The organism is uncultured Microbacterium sp. (genome assembly GCF_945952435.1).
Lineage (GTDB): Bacteria > Actinomycetota > Actinomycetes > Actinomycetales > Microbacteriaceae > Microbacterium.
Map to the genome: position 1 here is coordinate 1 of NZ_CAMFHZ010000021.1, position 21,994 is coordinate 21,994.

Here is a 21,994-nt window from a genome sequence, read left to right on the forward strand (position 1 = left end):
ATCTACACGCGTAAGATCGTCGGCAGCGTCAGATGTGTATAAGAGACAGCAGTACAGGAGTAGCGCTTCCATCAGGAAGGTGCTGCTGACGGCCTGCTCCAGCATCGGCCCGAAGCTGAAGCACACCTCGTCTTCCCCCTGAATCGCCGGCGTGGCCTGGTCGACGGACCTGACGTGCAGGTTCAACTTGGGATGCAAAGCGCTGAAGGCGTCGACCACCGGCGCGAGGACGGTTGACACGACGATCCGCGGCGCCGCGATGGACATGTGGCCGGTGAGCGGCTTGAACGTGGCCTTGCGCACCGCGTCGAGCGCCGCGGCGGCGCCCGCGCGATCACCGGCGCGCTCCGCCGCCCGGGCGACGCCCTCGGCGACGAGGGCCACGCCCGTCCCGGTCAGCAGGGCGGCGGCGTGCGCGACGGCCGGATCGGCAGGATCGGCAGGATCGGCGCGCACTGCGGAATCGGCGGGGACGGCGGGAACCGTCAGGCGCGCATCGAGCGACAGGCGCAGGCCGTCGGCGAGAGGACCGGACGGGAGATGCGGGTCGAGGGCTCCGGCCGCGGGCTCGAGGCCGGAGAGCGTCGCCCGTGGCAGCCAGAGGCCGAGGAGCGATCCGCCGCCCAGCGCGCGCAGGCGGACGGCGCGCTCGGGGTGCAGGAGGCAGAACGCGCCGCCGGGCAGGATCCGCGCCGCCCCGTCGTCGACCCGGAGCACCAGGGGCGCGTCCGCGACGACGACGCCGAGGACCGTGTCCTCCGCGCGCGCCCTCCAGGCCCAGTCGTCACCGGCCGCGAGCGCGTGCCTGGTCGCCTCGGCAGCGGGCAGGCTCCGCGCGGCGAGCGGCGGGACGGACCCGCCCTCGAGCGTGCGCAGCGCGCGGTCGACGATCGCGGCAATCCCCATCTCGCCCTTCCCGGTCCGCGCATGCCTTCTCCCCAGAAGCGACATACTGCCCTGAGATCATAAACCGATATAGCGCACGGGCGGCGAACGAGTCCGTGAACGATGCCCCGCGGTGACCGCGCGCGGCCCGACAGGCGGGGCCGCGGCGCTCAGAGCTTGCGGAGGAGCACCGACTCCACGGCGTGCGACGCGCCTTTGTTCAGCACGAGGGTGGCCCGGTGCTTGGTGGGCATCACGTTCTCGACGAGGTTCGGCAGGTTGATCTCGTTCCAGTAGCCGAGGGCCGTGGCGACCGCCTCGTCGTCGGTGAGATGCGCGAACACGTTGAAGTAGGAGGACGGGTTCGTGAACGCCCCCTCGCGCAGCGCGAGGAAACGGTCCACGTACCACTGCGTGACGTGCTCGAGCTCGGCATCGACGTAGATGGAGAAGTCGAAGAGGTCGCTCACCGCGACGTCGTTCGGCGCAGGAGGGGGCTGGAGGACGTTGAGCCCCTCGACGATGACGACGTCGGGCCGGCGGACCACGACGTGGGCGTCGGGGACGATGTCGTATCGGATGTGCGAGTAGAACGGTGCGCGCACCTCGGCCGCACCGCTCTTCACCCTGGTGAGGAACTCGATGAGGGCGCGCCGGTCGTAGGACTCGGGGAAGCCCTTGCGGTCCATGATGCCGCGGCGCTCCAGCTCCGCGTTGGGGTACAGGAAGCCGTCGGTCGTGACGAGCTCGACGCGGGGCGTGCCGGGCCAGCGACTCATCAGTTCGCGCAGCAGGCGGGCGATCGTGGACTTGCCGACCGCGACGGATCCGGCGACGCCGACCACGAAGGGCGTCGTGTCGTCGTCCTCGCCGAGGAAGCGGCTGGTCGCCTCGCCGAGCCTCTTGGTCGAGGTCGCGTAGAGGCTCAGCAGGCGGCTGAGCGGCAGATACACCTCGCGCACCTCCGCGAGGTCGAGCCGATCGCCGATGCCGCGGATCTCGACGACCTCGGTCTCGCTGAGCGGCTGGTCGAGGTCTGCGGCGAGGCGCGCCCAGTCGGCACGGTCGATGCGGCGGTACGGCGACATCGCCGACGGGGTGGACGGCTCGACGGGCTCGGGACTCACGCTCTCCATCGTATCGGCGCGTATTCTCGTCCCGTGCGTCTGGGAGTGCTCGACATCGGATCCAACACCGTCCACCTGCTCGCCGCCGACGTGCATCCCGGCGGCCGTCCGCTCGCGACGACGAGCGATCGCTCGGTGCTCCGTCTCATGCGGTACCTCACCCCCGCGGGTGCGATCAGCGACGAGGGCGTCGCCGCCCTCGAGGACGCCGTGCGCCAGGCGCGGAGGGTCGCCGGCCAGGAACGGGTCGACGCGCTGCTCGCGACGGCCACGAGCGCCGTGCGGGAGGCGACGAACGGCGCCGAGGTGATCGCGCGGATCGAGGCCGCGCTCGGTCAGCCGCTGCAGGTGCTGGATGGAGAGACCGAGGCGCGGTTGACCTTCCTCGCGGTGCGCCGGTGGTTCGGCTGGGCAGCGGGGCAGATCCTCCTCTTCGACATCGGCGGCGGCTCGCTCGAGCTCGCCGCGGGGTCGGAGGAGCTGCCGGACCTCGCCGCCTCGGTACCTCTGGGCGCCGGACGGCTCACCGTGCAGTTCCTCCCCGACGACCCGCCCGGCGAGGCCGCGGTCGAACGGCTCCGGGCGCACGCGGCCGCGCTGGTGGAACCGATCGCCACGGCGTTCGCGGCGCTCCCGCGACCGGATCACGTCGTCGGCTCGTCCAAGGCGATCCGCTCCCTCGCCCGCCTTGTGGGGTACCCGGCCCCGGGCTGGTCCGGATCGGAACGCATGTTGCTGCCCCGGGAGGCCCTCGGAGCGTGGATCCCCCGGCTCGCGCGCCTCCCCGCGTCCGCGCGCCAGGAGCTGCCCGGCATCACCGCCGACCGCACGTTCCAGATCGTCGCCGCCGCGGTCGCGCTGCACACCGCCATGACCGCGCTGCGCGTGGACGAGCTGGAGGTGTCGCCGTGGGCGCTGCGCGAGGGTGTGCTCCTGCGCTACATCGAGGATCAGGCGCACCGCGCGCCCGAGGACGACCGGACGCGCCAGAAGGAGTGAACCGGCCGCGGAACGGCGCCCTCCGGGATCACTCGAAGACGTCGACGCCTCCTCCCACGCCGCCTCGCGGCCCGCGTCCCTGGACCCCCTCAAAGCTGCGAAACCGCTGGGAAACGAGATAACATAACGGAACGATTCGGGCAGAGGGGACGCTGAACGATGGACTTCGTCGCACCCTCGCACGTGCTCGAGGGACATCTGGGACTGAGCGCGCACGAGGCGGGGATGGTCGCGGCGGAGCGCTATCGGTCCGTGCTGGTGACCGTGCACCGACCTCGGGCCCGCTCCTGGACGTGGCGCGAGCGCCCCCCGGAGGCCGCGCGCGCAGCGGTGCTCTTCCCCCGCGGCGACGACGCCGACGAGCGCCGTCCCCCCGCCGGCCTGTTCGTGCCGCCCGGCGCGACGCAGACCCTCGTCTGGAGCAGCACCTCCGAGATCGTCGCGATCTGGGTGGCCTGGGAGGCACTGCAGGGTCGACAGCGGCACGCGCCGCCCGCCACCTCGGTGCTGCCCGCTTCGCCCATGATCATCGCTTTCCGTGCGTTCTCCCGGACGATCGCCCGCGCCCGCGAAGCGAGCACGCTCGTCTCGCAGTACGCGATCGAACGGCTGCTCACCGACATGACGGCAGGGGCGCTGCGGGAGCTCGCGGCGGTCTCGGCGCCCGACCACGATCCCGTCCCCCTCGAAGAGCGGGCGCGGTCGGCGATGCGGGTGCACCGCGACGATCCGGACTTCACGGTCGCAGAACTCGCCGACGAGCTGCACGTGTCGCTGCGCCATCTGGAGAGGGCCTTCGCGGAGGGGGGAACCACTCCCGCGGCCACCTTGCGGGCGCTCAGGGTCGAGGTCGCGGAGTCTCTGCTGACCGATCCGGATCTGGCAGAGTTGAGCATCGACGAGGTCGCCGCGCATTCGGGGTTCTCCGGCGCCCTGCAACTGCGCAGGGCACTGCGTGCGGCGGGGCTCCCGTCTCCGAGCGCGATCCGCGGGCGCCCGCTCGGCCCGGTGCAGGGCCCTCGGGGATCCTGATCTCCCCGGTGTGAAGATCTCGCCGGAGCGGGCCGAGGAGAGTCGAGAGCCTCGGGGAAGCACCCTGCCCGGGACCGTGCGCGCAGCTGCGGACGCCACTGCGCGTCCTCGATCGGCGCCCGGGACGCACATCGGTATTCCAGAATGAAAGAGTCGTCCACACGGCTTCCGCCGACGTGCTGGATCCGCTAGAGTCGCAACGTTCGCACCTGTCGTCTGCGAATCCGAGCCGTGTGGGAACGGACCGGAAGCCCGTGATGTGGGATCACGGGAGTAGGCGACACCGAGGGGTCGGTTGTCGTGCGATCGCTCCGTCCGCTGCCCGCGGTCGGTCTGGGGAAAAGCACTGGGGAAAGGCGATGACGCACTGGGGATTGCGTTTCACGATGGTTCGTGGAGCCTCGACATGACGTCCGTCGAGGAGGCTCTGAGCCTCACGCGCACGGCTGTCGCCGCGCCGATGCCGATGACGGGCGAGCCCGTCGCGGCCGGCGCATCGGCGGCACCGCGCGCCACCGCCACGCTCACGCGTCGGCGGGACTGGGAGCGCCGCTTTCGCGCGCGCCTGCAGCTGAGCGACTCCGCGACGGTGCTGTGCGCCGTCGCCGTCGGAGCCGCGATCGAATTGCGCGAAGGCGTGACGCCGTCCGGCGTCGCCCTTCGCGCGGTTCTGCTCGCCGTGCTCTGGCTGGGACTGCTCACGCTGCTGCGCACCCGCGACGCGGCGTTGTTCCGTTCGCGCCGGGAGGAGGCGAAGGCGTTGACGAACGCCACCGTCCTCTCCTTCGGCATCGTCGCCATCGCCGTCGTCGTCTGGGGCGGACAGGCGATGCGACCGATGGTCCTGGCGGCGCTGCCGCTCGGCGCGACGGGTCTGCTCGCCGGCCGCCTCCTCTGGCGCGCACGGCTGCAGGCCCACCGGAGGAGCGGCCGATTCGCCTCCCGTGCGCTCGTCGTGGGCGACCGCGACGACGTCGAGAGCGCGATTCGGGCGCTGCTGCCGGCCGAGAAGTCCGGCTACCAGGTCGTTGGGGCGACCCTGCTGGACGGCAATGCGCGCGATCTCCTCGTCGGAGACGTGCGGATCCCGGTGTTCGGGAATGCGCTCACGGTGGGGACCGTCGCAGCGCAGCTCGGCACCGATACGGTCGTCGTGACGAGTCGCCCGGCTGGGGACCCCGACTTCGTCAAGCGACTGAGCTGGCGATTGGAGGGCACCGCCGCCGAGCTGGTGCTCTCCAATCGTCTTCCGGACGTGACCGCCCCTCGCCTGCGGTTCTCCGCGGTGGACGGGCTCCCGCTCATCCGCATGCGACTCACCGAGTACCGCGGCCTCGCGCACGTGTGCAAGCGGATCCTCGACGTGGTCGTCGCGACGATCGCGTTGATCCCGATCGCGATGATGGCCCCCGTGCTGGCGGTGCTCATCAAGCTCGACTCCCCCGGACCGGTGCTGTTCCTGCAGGAACGTGTCGGGCGGGACGGCCGGCTGTTCCGCATGGTCAAGTTCCGCTCGATGAGCACGGACGCCGAGGCGCGACTCGCCTCCCTCGGGGAGCAGAACCAGGGCTCGGGTCTCCTGTTCAAGATGAAGGAGGATCCCCGGGTGACCCGCGTCGGCCGGATCCTGCGCAAGCTCTCGCTCGACGAGCTGCCGCAGTTCTGGAACGTGCTCACCGGAGACATGAGCGTCGTCGGCCCCCGGCCGCCGCTGCCCAGGGAGGTCGTCGGCTACGAGGAGCATGTGACCCGCCGCCTCTTCGTGAAGCCGGGGATCACCGGCCTCTGGCAGGTCTCGGGACGCAGCGACCTCTCTTGGGAGGAGAGCGTCCGCCTCGACCTGAGATACGTCGAGAACTGGAGCGTCCCGGACGACGTCCGGATCATGTGGCGCACCGCCAGGGTGATGCTCCAGCCGAGCGGAGCCTACTGACAGATTTCGGCCGCAGACAGCGGCCGTGCAGGACCGGATCCGCGACCAGGCCTCCCGTCGCCTCCTGTGCTCTTCCTCCCCCAGAGCAATGGCGAAACCCTGGTCGCGGATCCCTAGGACGTGACAATATCGGTGCAAGGGACGCGGTTCGGGGAGGACCGCGGCTGGGGTTACGGCCGGGGAGGGCCGTGGGGAGGCGGCAGCGATGTCGGACGTAGGGGAACGCGGTGGGCGACGATCGCCGCAACAGGGGAACGACCTGCTGGAGAGGATCCGGGTCGTCCGGATCGCGGGCAGCCCGGTGCATCTGGTCGACGAGGAGCAGGCCCAGCGCGTGATCTCGTCGTCCGCCGGTGCCGCGGGACGACGCCCGCTCGCCGTGGCCTCGATCAACCTCGATCACGTCCATCACTTCCCCGTCTTCCCGGCAGAGACCTCCGAGGAGGGACCGGAGTGGTTCAACCTCATCGACGGCGCCCCCATCGCGGCCCAGGCCCGTCGCCTCACCGGCCTCGCGCACCCGCGTCTGGCGGGGAGCGATCTGATCGAGGGGATCCTCATGCGGGCCGCGTCCGCCGGGCTCTCGGTCGGCGTGATCGGCGGCAGCGACGAGGCCACGTCCGCGATGCAGCGGCGGCTGCGTACGGACTGGCCCGCGCTGCGGTTCGCCGGACGCTGGTCCCCCACCCGGTCGGAGCTCGCCGACGACGCCACGCAAACCCGCGTGGCGCACGCGATCCGCGCGGCCTCGGTCGACATCCTCCTCGTCTGTCTCGGCAAGCCCCGCCAGGAGGAGTGGATCCAGCGCTACGGCGCGGCGTCCGGCGCCCGGGTGTTGCTGGCCTTCGGCGCCGTCGTGGACTTCCTCGGCGGACGCATCCGACGCGCACCCGCATGGGTGTCCCGCGCGGGTCTCGAATGGGCGTGGCGGCTCGCGCGCGAGCCGCGTCGCCTCGCGCGCCGGTATCTCGTCCAGGGACCGCCCGCGTATCTGGCCGTGCGACGCTCGCGCACGGAGGGCCGCTCGTGACCGCGCCGGAGGTTCGGCGGACCGGCCTCACGCCGGCGATGCGCGCCGTGCTGATCGGAGTGCTGGCGGTCGTCGTCGTCGGCGTGGCGATCGCCGTCTGGTTCTGGGTCGCGGGGCCGGGGGCCGGATCCGCCGCGCCCGCTCCCACCGCGACGGTCGCGGGGCCGCGTCCCGGCGCCACCCCGACCTCGGGATCCGAGGTGCGCCCGCCCACCGCCACCCCGGGAACCGGTCTGCCTCCCCTGTCCGACGAGACGCCGCTCGTGAAGGCGCCCCTTCCCGCATCGGGCTCCGCCGACGGCGCCGTCGTCGCCGGATTCCCCGAGAACGTGCTCGGTCCGCTGCCCGGATCCACGCTCGGCTCGACCTCGATCGCGACCGAGGGCACCCGGATGCAGGCCACGCTGATCGCATCGAGCACGTCGCCGGAGGACGACATCCGCGCCCACTACCAGCAGCTGTGGGCCGGCCTCGGGCTGCATCCCGAGACCACCTCGGACGGCACGCTCTCGTTCACCGGCGCGTACGAGTCGGTCACCCTCGCGATCTCCTCGTCCGGCACCGGCAATCGCTACACGCTCTCCGGCGTGTTCCGGACGGAGTGAGGCGCCGTGTACATCTCCTTCTCGAACAAGCCCTCGCCGACAGACGAGACAGCCGCGACGGACGCGCCGGACGACAGCGGCGCAGCGAAGCGCACGAAGAGGCCTCGCGGGATCCGCACGGTCTCGTCCACGGTCGTCGCGTTCGGGATCGTCTCGATGCTCACCGACATCTCCTCGGAGTCCCTCACCGCGATCCTTCCGCTGTACGTCACGGCATATCTCGGTATGTCGACAATCGCGTTCGGGTTCCTCGACGGGCTCTACCAGGGCGTGAGCGCACTCGTCCGCATCGCGGGCGGCTACACCTCCGACCGCCTGGACCGCCCGAAATGGGTCGCGTTCGTCGGGTACGCGGTGGCGGCCGTGGCGCGCGTCGGCCTGCTGTTCGGCGCGGGCTTCGGCGTCCTGACGGCCGTGATCTCGGCGGATCGCATCGGCAAGGGGATCCGCACCGCACCCCGCGACGCCGTGATCACGGCCTCGTCGCGTCCCGAGACGCTCGGGGTCTCGTTCGGGGTCCATCGCACGCTCGACAACATCGGTGCGGCGGTCGGCCCGCTGCTCGCCTTCGTGATCCTGCTGCTGATCCCGGACGGGTTCGGGACCGTCTTCGTCGCCTCGCTCGCCTTCGCCGCGCTGGGCGTGGTGATCCTCGGCCTCTTCGTCCCCGACGTGCGCACCCGTGGTCCGCTGGTCCCACGTGGCGCCCCGACCGCAGACGTCCCCGCGGCGGGAACGGCACCGGCACGGAGACGCGTGCGCCTCTCGGAGGTGTTCAGCGGGCCGATGCGCCGCGTGCTGGCGGCCGCGGGAATCCTGGGACTGCTCACGATCGGCGACGGCTTCGTCTACCTCGTGCTGCAGGCCCGCAGCGGCTTCGCGGCGCAGTGGTTCCCTCTTCTCTACGTCGGCACGAACGTCGCTTTCCTGGCCTTCGCGATCCCGCTGGGCCGGCTCGCCGACCGGATCGGCCGGGCGCGCGTGTTCGTCTTCGGCCACGTCGGGCTGCTGGCGGCGTACCTGATCGCGGTCACCCCGCTCTCGGACATCGCGGCCACGCTGCTCTGCCTGCTCTGCCTCGGCGCCTTCTACGCCGCGACGGACGGGGTGCTGGCCGCGCTGGCCGCCCAGCTGACGACCCCGGAGACTCACGGAACGGGCATCGCCGCGGCGCAGACGGTCGTGGCGCTCACCCGGTTCGTCTCCGCGGCCGGCTTCGGAGTCCTCTGGTACACCCTCGGCCGGCAGCCCTCGATGCTGATCGTTGCGGCGCTCCTCATCGTCGCGGTCCCCCTCGTCGCCCTTCTGCTGAGGCCCTTCCTGTCGGCCAGGGGTCAGGAGGTCGGCACGTGAGCGCGCGCCTCAAGTGGATCCTCATCGCGATCGTGGCCGTCCTCGCCCTCGGCGCGACCGCCGGCGTGGGCGCCGTGTCCTGGGCGCAGTATCAGGCGCGGCAGGACCGCCCCTCCTCCGTCGGCACGACCGAGGGCGGGAAGGCGCTCGGCAGCGGGGATCGGATCGTCTTCCGCAACACCGCGGCAGGACAGGGCTACGGTCTCGTCGCCAGCGTGCCGCTCGCGGATCCCGAGGGCACGCGAGCGCTCACCTCGATCGCCTGCGACCGGGTCTCCGCCACGCCGACGCTGCTCTCGTGCCTGTTGTCTGAACGCGGCATCACCCCCCACTACACGGCGCGGCTCTACGACGCCGACGGCACGCCGCAGCAGGAGTGGCCGCTGCCCGGCGTGCCGAGTCGCACCCGCTTCTCGCCGGACGGCTCCCTGGTCGCGACGACCTCGTTCGTGACCGGGCACGCCTACGCCTCGGTCGGCTTCTCGACCGAGACCAGGATCCGCAAGACCGCGAACGGCGAGGACGAGGGAACCCTCGAAGACTGGACCCTGCTGATCGACGGTCAGCAGAGCGCGCCGGTCGATCGCAACTACTGGGGGGTCACGTTCGTCGACGACGAGCACTTCTACGCGACCGTGGGGATGACGCTGACCGGACGGACGTACCTCGTCGAAGGCGACATCGCCACGCACACGATGCGCACGGTCACCGACACCGTCGAGTGCCCTTCGCTCTCCCCCGACGGACGCAGGATCGCGTTCAAACGGGTCACCTCCGGTTCGGGGCCGACCGTGCACTGGTCGCCCGCGATCTACGACATCGCATCGGGCACGGTGTCGGTGCTCTCGGTCGAGAAGCGCTCCGTCGACGATCAGATCGCCTGGCTCGACGACACCACGCTCCTCTACGGCATGCCGAACGGCGCGCCGGGCGACTCCGACGTGTGGCGGCTGGACGCCGACGGATCCCGCACGCCGCAGAAGTTCATCGCGCACGCCTGGTCGCCGACGGTGGTCCACGGCGCGGGGAAGACGCCGTGACCGCTCACTCGGTGCCGGACCGGCCCGCCGTGCGCCCCCGCTCCCGCCGCAGCACGAGCAGCCACGCGGCCGCGGCCCCGACCACGGCCCCGAGCGCGTTCGCGGCGACGTCGCGCAGGCTCGGCGTGCGATCCGGGATCACGATCTGCGCCAGCTCCACCGCGACCGACAGCAGGATCGCGAGCACCGTGCCGCGCCAGGCGTGGCGGAACAGCAGGGTGAGCAGGAAGCCCAGCGGAAGGAAGAGGATGACGTTGCCGGCGAACTCCACCCACCCTGCGCCGAAGGACGCGCCCGTGGCCGCATGGATCCGGTCCCTGATCGCGAGCACGACGGCTCCGTACGAGATCGGTGTCAGCACGATGACCCCCAGGGCGAGCAGATACGCGATGAGGCACCCCATCGCCCACTTCTGGCGTCCGGCCACCCCTGTTCGCACGGTCCTCATTCTGCCCGCAGCGGAGCGTTCCCGGTGAGCGCGGAGCCGAACGACCCGCACCCGGCGTCCTTCGTCGACGAGGGCGAGGTCGATGTCGCCGTCGTCGTGGTCACCTATCGGAACCAGGACGAGGTGCCCGCGCTCCTCGCGTCGCTCCGCGCGGAGGCCGCCGCGACCCGGTTGCGGGTCGTCGTGGCCGACAACTCGCCGGACGACGACACGATGGCGGCACTCGCGCTGCACCCCGACGTCCTCTCGTTCCGCACCGGAGGGAATCTGGGCTACGCGGCCGGGGTGAACGCCGCGATGGAGCACGCGCGGGACGCGCCTGCCGTGCTGATCCTCAACCCGGACCTCCGCGTGGCCCCCGGAGCGATCGCCGCCCTGCTGGCGAGCACAGGGCGTCATCCGCGCGCGGGGGTGATCGCCCCCCGCATCGTCGACGACGACGGAGCGCTCACGCCCTCGATCTTCCACGAACCCGGCGTCCTCAGAGCGTGGTGCGACGCCCTGCTGGGCCCGGTCTGGGCGTCGAGACCTGCGGCGTTGACCGAGTGGGTGCGCTCCCCGGACGCGTACGGCACCGCGCGGCGAGCGGACTGGGTGAGCGGCGCGGCGATGCTCCTCACCCGCGAGGCGATCGCCGCAGTCGGCGAGTGGGACGAGCGCTTCTTCCTCTACTCCGAGGAAACCGACTACTGCCGCCGCGTGCGCGATGCCGGGTTCGACGTGTGGCTGGATCCTGCGGCGACCGTGGCGCACAGTCAGGGCAAGTCCGGCTCCTCCCCTGCGCTCGCCGCCCTGCAGGCGGTGAACCGGGTGCGCTATGTGCACAAGCACGCGCCGGCGCGCGCCGGCGCCTTCCGGTGGGGCGTGCTCGTCGGCGAGGCGATGCGTGCGGCGCGATCGCCGCGGCACCGCGCCGCACTGTCGGCAGTGCGCCAGCCGCGCCGGTGGTCCCTGCTGCCGCACGCGACCTGGTCCGGCTCGGCGGAGCCCGCCCCGCCCACGGTCGTGATCCCGGCCCACGACGAGGAGGCGGTCATCGGCCGCACGCTGACCCCTCTGCAGGGTCCGGTCCGCGCCGGAGCGCTGTCGGTGATCGTCGCGTGCAACGGATGCTCCGACCGCACCGCGCAGATCGCGGCGAGCTTCGACGCCGTCCGCGTCCTCGACCTGCCGGTGCCGTCGAAGGTGGCCGCGCTGAACGCGGCGGACGGGATCGCTGGGGGGTGGCCGAGGATCTATCTCGACGCCGACGTGATGCTGCCTCCGGCGGCGATCCCCGGCCTCCTGCGGGCACTGAGGGCCCCGGGCGTGCACGCGGCGCGCCCCGCGTTCGTGTATGACGTCTCGCACTCGACCCCTCTCGTGCGCGCGTACTACCGCGCGCGGTTCCGGATCCCCGCCATGTCGTCCGCCCTGTGGGGTGCCGGGATCTACGCGGTGGACGAGGAGGGGCACGCGCGCATCGCGCCCTTCCCGCCGCTGGTCGCGGACGACCTGCACGTCGAGAACGCGTTCCCCGCCGCGCAGAAGGCGTTCCCGCCCACACCGCCCGTCGTCGTGCATCCTCCGCGGACGACGAGGGCCCTGCGGGCGGTGATCGCGCGCGCACGGCGCGGTGCCGACGAGCAGGGCGTCGACGACTCCGCACAGACGGCACGCGCACTCCTGCGCACCGTCCACGGCCCAGGGTCGTTCGTCGACGCGGTGGTCTTCGCCGCCGTCACCGTGGCCGCGCGCCGTCGCGGACGCGCACCCTCCTCGCCGCGCTGGGAGCGCGACGAGACGTCGCGAAGACTCCAGGGATAGTGGGATTTCGATATACCACGCTCCCGGAGTCTTGACTCGTAACGATACCGGGTCGTTATATTGAGCTGTCCGCCTGCGCTCCCGCACTCCCGACCACGAGAGCACCCGCCCCATGGCTTCGTCCGCCCACACCCGAAGGTCCCGCCGTTCGCACCGAAGAGTGCGGGCGGTCATCATCGCCGTCGTCGCCGCGCTCGTCGTGTCGGGGACCGCAGCCGCCCAGGCGTCGTGGCGAGGAGCCACCGACGACCCCGCCGCCCGAACGGGCAGCGTCTTCCGCGCGACGACCTCTCCGTCCTCGGCTCCCGCGGACGCCGCGCCGGCCGTCTCCTCGATCCGCGAGGTGTCCGCGCTCGCGGCGAGCGACGACGCGCCGGCCACCGACCCCGACGCGCGCGCGGTGGAGGTGGGCCTGCGCTTCGTGCCCCGGAGCGACGGACGCGTGACCGCGCTGCGCCTCTACAAGACGGATCGCCAGCCGGACGGGCAGATCGCCACCCTGTGGAGCCCACGCGGCGAGGTTCTCGCGCGCATCGCGGTCCACGGCGACGCGGAGACGGGATGGCAGACGGCCGCACTGCCGCAGGCCGTGGCGCTGCGCGCCGGCGCGACCTACACGGTCTCCTACACCGCTCCGCGCGGCGCCTACGCCGTCCGGGAGAACGCCTTCGACCAGCCCGTCTCCACCGATCTGCTGACCCTGCCCGCCGGTGCGGGGGTCTACTCCTACACGCCGGGGCGCCTGCCGACCTCCGTCTACCTCAACTCCGACTACTTCGTCGACGTGGTCTTCGAGGCGGCGCAGTCCACCGATCCCTTCGTGCCGCCGACGACGCCGGAACCGGCCGGCAACACGACCGGAGCGTTCGACGAGCGGGCCGGATCGTCGACCCCGACCGACACCGACCGCCAGTCGGTCGAGCTGGGAATGAGGTTCCAGCCGCGCGTGGACGGGACGATCTCGGCCCTGCGCTTCTACAAGTCGCGGGAGAACCAGGGGCCGCATACCGGCACGCTCTGGAGCGAGACCGGTGACGTGCTCGCCACCGTGCAGTTCTCCTCCGAGACCGCACAGGGATGGCAGACGGCACGGCTGAGCACGCCGGTCCCGGTCTCACGGGGCAAGACCTACGTCGTGTCCTACCTGGCGACCGCCGGAGCGTACATCGCCGACACGGGATACTTCGATCGGGGCCTCACGACCCCGCTGCTGAGCGTTCCCGTGAGCGCCGGCGTGTACGCGTATGGGAGCGGCTCGTTCCCCACCGAGGTGTACCAGAACTCCAACTACTACGTCGACGTCGTCTTCACGGCAGGCACCGCGACGCCGGATCCGACGACCACGCCGACACCGACGCCGGATCCGACACCGACGCCCGATCCGACGACGACACCGACGCCCGATCCGACACCGACGTCCACGCCCTCCCCGACGCCCAGCAGCACCCCGACGCCGACCAGCACTCCGACACCGACGACCCCGTCCACGCCGGACCCGGTCGACCCATCGACACCTCTCCCCGGGGTCACGCTGCGCGCCGTCGACGGAGGCACGTCGTACTACGGCCAGTACCGCAACGGGCTGCCCACCTCATCGGCCTACTTCCCCGTGGGCGTCTGGTTCGAGAGCGTGCTGTCGCCCGCCGACACCGCGGCCGACAAGGCCATCGGCCTCAACACCTACGTGCAGCTCACCGAGAGCTCCGATCTGTCCCTGCTCGCGCCGGCAGGGATGACGGCGCTGCTCACCACCCGCACGGACAGAGCCGCCGGATACCTGATGTCCGACGAGGCCGACATGTGGGCCGGCCCCGGCTCCAGCCCGTGGACGGGCCTGTATCCCGGCGAAGGCGACATCTGCGCGCCCGCGACCGCGACGTGCGGGTACAGCGTGCTCGAGGCGAACCTCAAGGACGCACCGTCGGGCATGATGACCTACGCCAACTTCGGCAAGGGCGTGACCTTCTGGGACAGCAACGCCCAGGCCGCCCGCTACCTGACCTACGCCGATCTCGTCTCCGCGGACAACTACTGGTTCACCGACCCCAACATCTGCGGCTTCTCCGAGGGCGGCTGGGGGCCGGGGAACGGGGTGGATCCGCTCTCCCCGTCGCAGTGCCGCCTGGCCGCGAACTACGGCTGGACCGTGGACCGGCTGCGCACCCTCGTCTCCCCGCACGAGAGCAAGCCGGTGTGGGCCTTCGTCGAGGTGGGGCACCCCTTCGAGGACGACGGGGCGCCGACGATCACAGGGCCCCAGATCCGCGCCGCGGTGTGGAGCTCGATCATCCACGGCGCCAGGGGAGTGATCTACTTCAACCACAACTTCGGCGGGAGCTGCATCTCGCAGCATGTCCTGCGCGACGCGTGCGGGAGCGCCGTGCGCGGCATGGTCCGGGACGTGAACGCGCAGATCGCGACGCTCGCTCCGGTCCTGAACGCGCCGTTCGTGGACGGCCTCGTCCGCACCACCGGGAGTGTCGACACCTCGGTCAAGGTGCAGGGCGGATCACTGTACGTCCTCGCCGGGGCGGCGACGAACGCGGCGCAGGACGTCACGATCACCTCCCAATGCCGCGCACCGTCGTCGGTCACCGTCCTCGGCGAGAACCGGACGATCCCGGTCGTCGACGGCACGTTCACGGACCGGTTCGCCGACGGCAACGCCGTGCACATCTACCGGTACGACGGCGGGACCTGCGGCATCGGCTGATCCGGTCCGCCCGTGCCGTCCGGTGCCGGCCCCCCGGGGCGCGGATCGACGACGACGGGCATCGGGCGCGGGGCGTCCTCCGGGTCGCGGTGTTCCACGCGCAGGTGGTCGCCGAGACGTCGGTGGGCGTCGACGTGCTCGCCGTCCGCGGAGCCGATCGTCCGCACGGCCGCGCACAGACCGACGACGAGGAAGAACACTCCCGCGGAGATCGCGAAGCTGAGCCCGTCGAAGAACAGGAAGAGCAGGGCGACGGTCGCCATCGACGCCGCCACGGCGCGCCCCAGGGTCCGGGTGTCGTCGAACGGCGTCCGCCGCGCGACGGAGGCCGCGGACCAGATCGCGACGCCGACGAGCCCGGCGAGCGCCAGCACCCCGAGGATCCCGAGCTCGATGAGCATCAGCACCCACTGGTTGTCGAAGATGTAGTAGCGGGCGAGGAAGGTCCCGAAGCCGTCGCCCACGAGCGGTGACGTCGCCAGGAACTCGGGGACCTGGGCGAACGCGTTGGTCCGCGACTGGGTGCTGGGATCGCTGCCCGCGCCCGTGAAGAGTCCGAGGATGGTGCTGAGCAGTCCGGGAACCACGACCACGACGACCGCGATCGCCGCGAGGGCCGCCAGGCTCACCCTCCACCGATACGCGCGCGGCAGCGCGGGCACGGAGGCCACGATCGCGATCGCGAGTCCGATCGTCGCGGAGCGCGACACGGCCAGCACGGAGACGACCACGATGAGCGCGGGCGGCACCCACCACCACCCGCGCGCGGAGGTCTTGGCGCGGAACCCGCCGAGTGCGGCCGCCGCGATGGCGAGCGGGAGGATCGCCGCCATCGCCGCCGTGAACTCGAGAGGATTCGTCGCGGTCGCCGCCGCGCGCGTGAATCCGCCCCGGTCGTCGACGCCGCCCACGTCGATCGCGATGCCCGGCAGAGCGGAGAACCAGTCCAGCAGCGTCGACTTGGTCAGGAACTGCGCGAGCCCCAGCACGGCCAGACACGTCGCGCCGATCACCAGCACGCGGATCAGCGTGGCGACGTCGTTGTAGGTGCGGAGCCCGTCGACCGCGATGAGCACCACCCCGGCCCAGGACAGCAGCCGCAGCATCGCCGTGAACGCGGGGCTGATCTGATCCGCCGGCTGTCCGCGCAGCAGCGCCGCCGCGAAGCTGACGAGCGCGATCACGAGCAGCAGCCCGAGCAGCCACCGCACGGGCTGGCGGACGGGGACGACGTCGTGCGCCCTGGTCTGCAGGCGCGTCAGCATCCAGACGACGAGCAGCACGATCCCCCAGAGCATCGCCGGGCGTCCGAGCGATCCCAGCGAGCCGATGGTCATGTTCGACGGGAACGCGAACAGCAGCACCACGTAGATCGTCAGGAGCGTGACCGCTCCGCCCCTGCGAGCGCCGCGGAACGAGCGGTGCAGGCGCGCTTCGACCGGCGGGGCCGTGAGCCGCGGGACCCGCGCCGGTTCCCCGGTCACCGCGCGCTCTTCGAACCGGCCCGGGGATGCCCGCGCAGGGCGAGAGCGGGATCCTCGTCGTCCGCGTCGGGATCCTCTCGGACGTCCGCCGCGTCGTCCGCCGAGTCCGGCGCGTCGTGGCGTGCCGTGCGGGCGTCGACCGCGGGCTCGGGTTCCTCGTCCCGCGGCTCCTCACCCCGGGCCTCCTCGTCCCGAGCCTCCTCGTCCCGCAGTTCGTCGTCCCGCGGTTCGTCGTCCCGCGCGTCGTCGTCCCGCGGATCCCCTCCCGGCACGCGGGTCGACGCCGACCGCTCCGTCGCGGTGTGCCGGCGCGAGCGCGTCGCCAGCCCGTCGACCAGGCTCGCCACGAGGATGGCGACGACGAGCACACCGATCCCCACTCCGCCCGCGGCGATGATGCGACCGCGTTGCTGCGGCGTGCCCTTCTCGTCGACGGAGAGGGTCGACAGCGTGATCCGCTCGTTCTCGGGGATGCTCTCCTTCGCCTGCAGCTGCTTCAGGGTGTCGGCGTTCGCGGCGACCATGAGCGCGAGGACGCTCCCTGCCGTGCGGTCGTCGTCCGCGGTCACCTTGGTCAGCACGACCGGCCCCGAGGCCACCGGATCCCGGAGGACCTCGATCTGCACGCCCGGATGCCGGGCGAGCACGGGCTGCAGCGCGGATTCCGAGCCGACGGTGCGCACGAGGACGTCGGCGGGTGCGGTGAGGCCGCCGAGGTAGAGATACGGGTTCGTGGCGCCTTCGGGCAGCGTGCCCCGTCCCGGCAGCAGGAGCTGGGAGGCGGTCCGCTGGTACGCCGGGTGGACCGTGGTCCACACCCCCGCCGCCGCCACGAGAGCGAGCACGATGCCGGGGACGACGATGTACCACCGTCGGAGCAGCCCCCTCAGCGTGTCCAGAGCGTTCATGCGGTCTCCCCCTTGATCTCGCCCGGCGCCGGAGTCCAGGCGTGCGTGCGTGCGTGCTCGCGTCCGCGCGCGTGGCCGCGTCGCCGGATCTTCGAGCGGTCCAGGACCAGGGCCACGCCCCAGCCGATCAGCGCGCCCGCCGCCGCCATCGCCAGATAGGCGAGGATCTGGGAGGAACGCGTCGCCGTGACGTGCTCGATGCGCATCGTGAGCGGCTCGACGTGCACCCGGATGCGCTGGTCGGCATCCGCGACGACGGACTGCTCCGTCGCCACCACGGTCTGGATCTCGGCCAGGATCCGCGCCTGCTCGTCGGCGACCCATCGCTCGGTGCGGCCGACGACCTGCACCTCGATGATCGCCGAACCGTGGCTCGCACCCCACTGGGTGCCCTCCTGCTGCAACCCGACGAGCGCACCCTGGCGCACGCCCGCGCCGTAATAGGGAGCATCCCCCCGCGAGTACTGCGGCGTGGGCCTGCCCTGATTGACCTGCGCGGCGACGGTGCCTGCGAACGCGATGATGCTCTCGTTGTTCGTCCCGTTGTCGGGAGTGAGCGTGCTGGCCGCAGGGAGGGTGAACGAGACGACCGTGCGCGTGCTGTAGGTGCCGCCGTCGCGTGCGAAGAGCACGGCGAGGAGGCACGCCGAGACGACGGCGATGGCGAACACGTACCACCGTCGCCGGATCACCCCCAAGACGTCTCGAAGAGTCACCGGATCCCCTCCCCTGGGATCATGCTAACCGCCTACCCCCGATCGCAGATCGGAATCCGCTCGCGGACTCCTCGGCACCCGCTGTGTCTCCTCCGCGGCCGCGACGAGGGCGTTCAGCCGATCCGCGCGCTCCCGCCAGCTGTGCGCACGCGCGAACGTCTGCCGTGCGCGCTCCTGCGCGGGGTCGTCGGAGCGTGCGATGAACGCCCGGACGGCCTCCACGAAGGACGCCGTGTCGCCCGCGACAGCCACGTGCGGCGTGTCCAGCCAGCGGGATGCAGGCAGCTCCGTCGACACCACCGGCAGGCCGTGGGCCAGGTACTCCAGGGTCTTCAGCGGCGAGCTCGCGCGGTTGAACGCGGTCGGCAGATAGGCGGTGAGTCCCACGGCGGCGTCCGCGAGCCGCGCCTCGAGCTCCTCGGACGGCACCGCGCCCTGCCAGTCGGCGAGGGGATGTGCGAAGAGGGTGCGGAAGGCGTCCTGCACGGACGCGTCGCGGGCCACCATCGGACCGACGATCCGCAGGGGGATCCCCGCGTCGAGGACCGCCTGCAGCGCGCGGATGTCGGTGCGTTCGTTCAGCTGCCCCATCACCACGGCGATCGGCAGACGTCCCGGGGCGCGCGGGGTGCGGTCCGGGATCGCGGGGGCGCCGTTGGGGAGCACCGCGCTGAGGCCGGCCGGCCACGCCCCGAGACCCTCCTGCAGCGGTGGGGACACGACCGCGAGCGCATCGGCGCGGCGCGCGTTGCGCCGCAGCGTACGCCCGATGAGCCGCGCGGAGAGCCCCATCATCCCGGCGCCGGCGACCCAGTCGTCCGTCACGTAGAGCACGCGCGCCGCCGCGTCGTCCGCCGGGAGCGGGGCCAGCGGGTTGGCGACGACGATCGCCGAGCCGGGGTACGCGCGACGCGCGCGACGCAGCGCGATCCGCCGCAGCAGGTCGCTCAGCCCGCGTGTCGGCCACCGGGTCGCGCCGGGCGGTGCGGCGATCCGGTACCGGACGACGCTCCCCGTCTCCTCCGGCCGCGGCACGAGCGCCGAACGCCAGCCCCGCCACGCACGACGGCTGGGCGGATCCATCCAGACGACGGTGCGATCGGCGACCAGCTCCTCGACGATCCTGCGATCCGTGCCGCGGGTGTCGTCCCATCCGACGCCGGCGAACCAGATCAGCGGCGCGGGGCGGACGTCGTCGGTCATGACGGGACCCGCTCGGCGTCGCGGCGCGCGGCGACGGGGCGCGCGTTGAAGTCGTCGAGGGACTCCCGTCCCAGGACCCGGCTGATCCGCTTGCGCGCGTAGTAGCCCGCATACCGTGCGAGCGCGGCGATCTCCGCACCGACCTGTCGCTGCGATCCCTCGGCGAGCGCCTCGCGGTACACCTGGAGCTGCACCGCGCTGGCCCGTGTCAACGAGAACCGGGAGCGGGCGAGCTCGAGGCCGTACTCCCCGAGCACGGCCCGCAGCGACGGGGCCGCGAGCAGCGGAGCGAGCTCGGCCTCGAGCGCATCGGCGCCGCCCTGCTCGCCCTCCCCGACCCCGTACCAGCCCGTCCAGGAGAACCGGTCGACGGTCTCCGAGGTCAGCGTCCGCCAGAAGCCGGATTCGCCCTGCACGATGAGCGGCTTGCCGAAGGCGAGGGAGCGCAGGGCGGATCCGCCCATGCCGAGCGCGACGTCCGCCACGGCATAGGCCGGTCGCGGATCGTCGAGGCGCCCGGTGAGCACCACGGTCCCCTCCCCGTGTCGCTCGTTGACGCGGCGGGCGCGCTCCGCCACCTCGTCGCGGGCAGGACCGTCTCCGACGAGGACCAGCCGCACCGGGAAGCGATCGGAGATCCGTCCGACGACGTCGATCGCGGCGAGGGTGCCCTCGAGCTTGAGCTCGCGGGCGAAACGGGTGACCGAGACCACGTTCACACGCCCGTCGTCGAGGCCGTACCTCATGCGGAACGCATCGACACCGACGGGCAGGGCAGGGTCGTTGAAGGCGAGGTCGACGGGCGGCTCGATCGTGCGGACGCGCGGGCGGCCCGCACGGCGCTCGACCGCGGCGATCTGCTCCGTCCCCACCACGAGCTCGACGTCGTGGGGGATGAACGGCGGGACGGACATCGACATCACGGTGCCCACGACCCGCGCGGGGGATCCGAGCGCCGCCGCGAGCACCGCGTCCAGCACGGGTGGCCACTCGTAGCCGTGGATCACGTCGACACCGCGCGCGCGGACCAGGTCGACGAGTGCCCTCGCCGTCGTCGGCGACGGCCGTCGGCCGGGCGGCGGCGCCTCCACGAACTCGAGGCCGAGCTGGTCGATGCGGCCGTTCAAGGCGCCGGGGCGCCCGAAGACGAGCACCTCGTGTCCCAGATCGCGCACGCCCGCCGCGAGCTCGATCGCGTTGAGCTGGCTTCCGCCGATCCCGAGGTCGTGCGGGTACACGATCACCTTCATGCCGGACTCCCCTCGACGCCGACGCCTCGGAAGGCCGCCACCGATCGTCGCGAGCACAGCAGCGCCCCGCCGATGACGGCGGTGCAGAACAGCCCGGCCAGCAGCGACGCGACGAACGCCCCCGGCACGAACGCCGAGATCAAGAGGCTGCCGCCGAGCGCCACGAGGCCGAACAGCAGCGGCACGAGCGTCGTCCTGGCGAGGGCGACGAGGTGCACACCGGCGCGCCCCAGGGCCCAGCCGTAGCAGCCCACGAGCACGATGCCGGCCACGACGAACTGGGCGAGCGCGACACCGCCCGTGCCGCCGAGCCTCGCCCCGATCAGCAGGGCAGGGATGAGCAGCGCAAGCCACACGAGCTGGACGATCAGGAGGGTCTTCGACTTGCGCAGCACCGCCAGGAAGTCATAGGAGAGCTCGAACACGATGCGGATCGCGGCCTGCAGGGCGAGCCACTGGAGGGCGAGGGCCGCGGGCTCCCACTGCGGCCCGTAGACGAAGGAGACGATCGGAAACGCCGCGCCCGCGATGAACGCGCAGGCCGGCAGCGCCACGGCCGTCAGCAGCCGCAGACCGTCGCGGAAGGTGCGGTCCATGAGGTCGCGCTGCGCCTGGATGCGGGCGAAGGCGGCCGGGGCGACCGCGCGGATCGGCTGCGACAGGATCATCACCGGCCAGCTCGCCAGGTTGAACGCGAGCAGGTAGAACCCGAGCGCCTGCGTGCCGAGCGTGGTCCCGACCACCAGTTGGTCGGCGTAGCCGACGGCGAAGACGACCAGACTCGATCCCGCCAGCGGCAGGCCGAAGCGCAGGAGCGGGCCGACGACCGCACGATCCCAGCCGAAGCGGATCCCGGACGGGCAGAACGCGACGAGCATCCCGGAGAACACGACCGAGGCGACCACGCGGCCGATGGCCAGGCTCATCGCCCCCCAGCCCAGGGCGGCGAGGACCACGGAGATTCCGGCGCCCAGCCAGATGTTGACCTGGTCGGCGGCCGCACGGCGCCCCTGCTGGAAGTCCCGCTGCAACAGCGCCGCCGGGGTCGCCACGATCCCGTTCAACGGGACGCAGACGAGCATGAGGCGCACGACGTCGGTCGCCGACGGGTCGCCCATCGCCGCGGCGAACGCGGGGGTGAGCATCCAGGCGACGAGGAAGAAGACCAGGCTCGCCGCGGTCGAGATCGTGGCGACCGTCGGGGCGATGCGCCGCGGATCGCCTTCCCAGCGCACGATCGCCAGGCTGATCCCCAGCTCGTTGAAGCTCAGCACCGCCGCGAGGGCGACGAGGGCCACCGCATACGTGCCGAACGCGTCAGGGCCGAGGAGGCGTGCGATCGCGATCGAGATCAGCAGGGTGCCGAACTTGCCGATCGCCGTGTTCGCGAAGCTCCAGACGAGCGCCCTCCGCGCCCCGGGGGCCGCGCGGGCGCCCTTCCTCTCCCCCGTGGTCACCATCA

The 21,994-nt window shown here is 72.1% G+C and carries 18 protein-coding genes; 9 read left to right on the forward strand and 9 right to left on the reverse strand.

What is annotated here, in order from left to right:
• Both Q0P88_RS11475 and coaA read right to left on the reverse strand, forming a co-directional pair.
• Positions 1-906: hypothetical protein (locus tag Q0P88_RS11475; RefSeq protein WP_295014233.1), on the reverse strand; the 906-nt coding region annotated here is incomplete at its 3' end.
• Between the two features lie 149 nt (positions 907-1,055).
• A complete protein-coding gene (gene coaA, locus Q0P88_RS11480) occupies positions 1,056-2,021 on the reverse strand; it encodes a type I pantothenate kinase (RefSeq protein WP_295014235.1) in 966 nt (321 codons plus the stop codon).
• Positions 2,022-2,045: 24 nt separating this feature from the next.
• On the opposite strand from coaA, the gene Q0P88_RS11485 reads away from it, so the two are divergent.
• The 7 genes from Q0P88_RS11485 (at position 2,046) to Q0P88_RS11515 (ending at position 10,004) form a co-directional block, all read left to right on the forward strand.
• Positions 2,046-3,011 carry a Ppx/GppA phosphatase family protein gene (locus Q0P88_RS11485; protein WP_295014237.1) on the forward strand — a complete coding sequence of 322 codons (966 nt, stop codon included), beginning with the start codon at positions 2,046-2,048 and terminating at the stop codon, positions 3,009-3,011.
• 159 nt (positions 3,012-3,170) lie between these two features.
• A complete protein-coding gene (locus tag Q0P88_RS11490) occupies positions 3,171-4,043 on the forward strand; it encodes a helix-turn-helix domain-containing protein (protein ID WP_295014239.1) in 873 nt (290 codons plus the stop codon).
• Between the two features lie 406 nt (positions 4,044-4,449).
• Positions 4,450-5,976, forward strand: a complete 1,527-nt coding sequence (locus tag Q0P88_RS11495; protein ID WP_295014241.1) for a sugar transferase — start codon at positions 4,450-4,452, stop codon at positions 5,974-5,976.
• 205 nt (positions 5,977-6,181) lie between these two features.
• The gene (locus Q0P88_RS11500; RefSeq protein ID WP_295014243.1) at positions 6,182-7,006 is read left to right on the forward strand and encodes a WecB/TagA/CpsF family glycosyltransferase; all 825 of its coding nucleotides are present in this window, start codon (positions 6,182-6,184) and stop codon (positions 7,004-7,006) included.
• Positions 7,003-7,611 carry a hypothetical protein gene (locus Q0P88_RS11505; protein WP_295014245.1) on the forward strand — a complete coding sequence of 203 codons (609 nt, stop codon included), beginning with the start codon at positions 7,003-7,005 and terminating at the stop codon, positions 7,609-7,611. Before Q0P88_RS11500 ends, Q0P88_RS11505 begins: the two co-directional genes overlap by 4 nt.
• Positions 7,612-7,617: 6 nt before the next feature.
• Positions 7,618-8,964 (forward strand): MFS transporter, encoded by a 1,347-nt coding sequence (locus tag Q0P88_RS11510; protein ID WP_363316508.1) that lies wholly within the window; start codon positions 7,618-7,620, stop codon positions 8,962-8,964.
• The gene (locus Q0P88_RS11515) at positions 8,961-10,004 is read left to right on the forward strand and encodes a hypothetical protein (RefSeq protein WP_295014247.1); all 1,044 of its coding nucleotides are present in this window, start codon (positions 8,961-8,963) and stop codon (positions 10,002-10,004) included. Before Q0P88_RS11510 ends, Q0P88_RS11515 begins: the two co-directional genes overlap by 4 nt.
• 4 nt (positions 10,005-10,008) lie before the next feature.
• Here Q0P88_RS11515 and Q0P88_RS11520 read toward each other — a convergent pair whose 3' ends face one another.
• Positions 10,009-10,443: a VanZ family protein gene (locus Q0P88_RS11520; protein ID WP_295014249.1), complete on the reverse strand. Its 435-nt coding sequence runs from the start codon at positions 10,441-10,443 to the stop codon at positions 10,009-10,011.
• 33 nt (positions 10,444-10,476) lie between these two features.
• Here Q0P88_RS11520 and Q0P88_RS11525 point away from each other — a divergent pair, with 33 nt between their 5' ends.
• Both Q0P88_RS11525 and Q0P88_RS11530 read left to right on the forward strand, forming a co-directional pair.
• On the forward strand, positions 10,477-12,258 hold the full coding sequence (locus Q0P88_RS11525) for a glycosyltransferase family 2 protein (protein ID WP_295014251.1): 1,782 nt from the start codon (positions 10,477-10,479) through the stop codon (positions 12,256-12,258).
• 160 nt (positions 12,259-12,418) lie between these two features.
• On the forward strand, positions 12,419-14,971 hold the full coding sequence (locus tag Q0P88_RS11530; protein WP_295014253.1) for a DUF4082 domain-containing protein: 2,553 nt from the start codon (positions 12,419-12,421) through the stop codon (positions 14,969-14,971).
• Here the strand turns inward: Q0P88_RS11530 and Q0P88_RS11535 are convergent.
• The 6 genes from Q0P88_RS11535 to Q0P88_RS11560 are packed head-to-tail and all read right to left on the reverse strand — an operon-like array spanning position 14,935 to position 21,992.
• Positions 14,935-16,455 (reverse strand): O-antigen ligase, encoded by a 1,521-nt coding sequence (locus Q0P88_RS11535; RefSeq protein WP_295014255.1) that lies wholly within the window; start codon positions 16,453-16,455, stop codon positions 14,935-14,937. The two genes, Q0P88_RS11530 and Q0P88_RS11535, sit on opposite strands and share 37 nt — an antisense overlap.
• The gene (locus tag Q0P88_RS11540; RefSeq protein WP_295014257.1) at positions 16,452-17,363 is read right to left on the reverse strand and encodes a hypothetical protein; all 912 of its coding nucleotides are present in this window, start codon (positions 17,361-17,363) and stop codon (positions 16,452-16,454) included. Before Q0P88_RS11540 ends, Q0P88_RS11535 begins: the two co-directional genes overlap by 4 nt.
• Positions 17,360-18,079 carry a hypothetical protein gene (locus Q0P88_RS11545; protein WP_295014259.1) on the reverse strand — a complete coding sequence of 240 codons (720 nt, stop codon included), beginning with the start codon at positions 18,077-18,079 and terminating at the stop codon, positions 17,360-17,362. The genes Q0P88_RS11540 and Q0P88_RS11545 overlap by 4 nt, the downstream gene beginning before the upstream one ends.
• A 24-nt stretch (positions 18,080-18,103) precedes the next feature.
• Positions 18,104-19,282, reverse strand: coding sequence for a glycosyltransferase (locus tag Q0P88_RS11550; RefSeq protein ID WP_295014261.1), 1,179 nt, complete (start codon positions 19,280-19,282; stop codon positions 18,104-18,106).
• Positions 19,279-20,532, reverse strand: a complete 1,254-nt coding sequence (locus Q0P88_RS11555) for a glycosyltransferase (protein WP_295014263.1) — start codon at positions 20,530-20,532, stop codon at positions 19,279-19,281. Before Q0P88_RS11555 ends, Q0P88_RS11550 begins: the two co-directional genes overlap by 4 nt.
• Entirely contained in the window at positions 20,529-21,992 is a 1,464-nt protein-coding gene (locus tag Q0P88_RS11560) for an oligosaccharide flippase family protein (protein WP_295014265.1), read from the reverse strand. Before Q0P88_RS11560 ends, Q0P88_RS11555 begins: the two co-directional genes overlap by 4 nt.
• Positions 21,993-21,994: the final 2 nt, after the last annotated feature.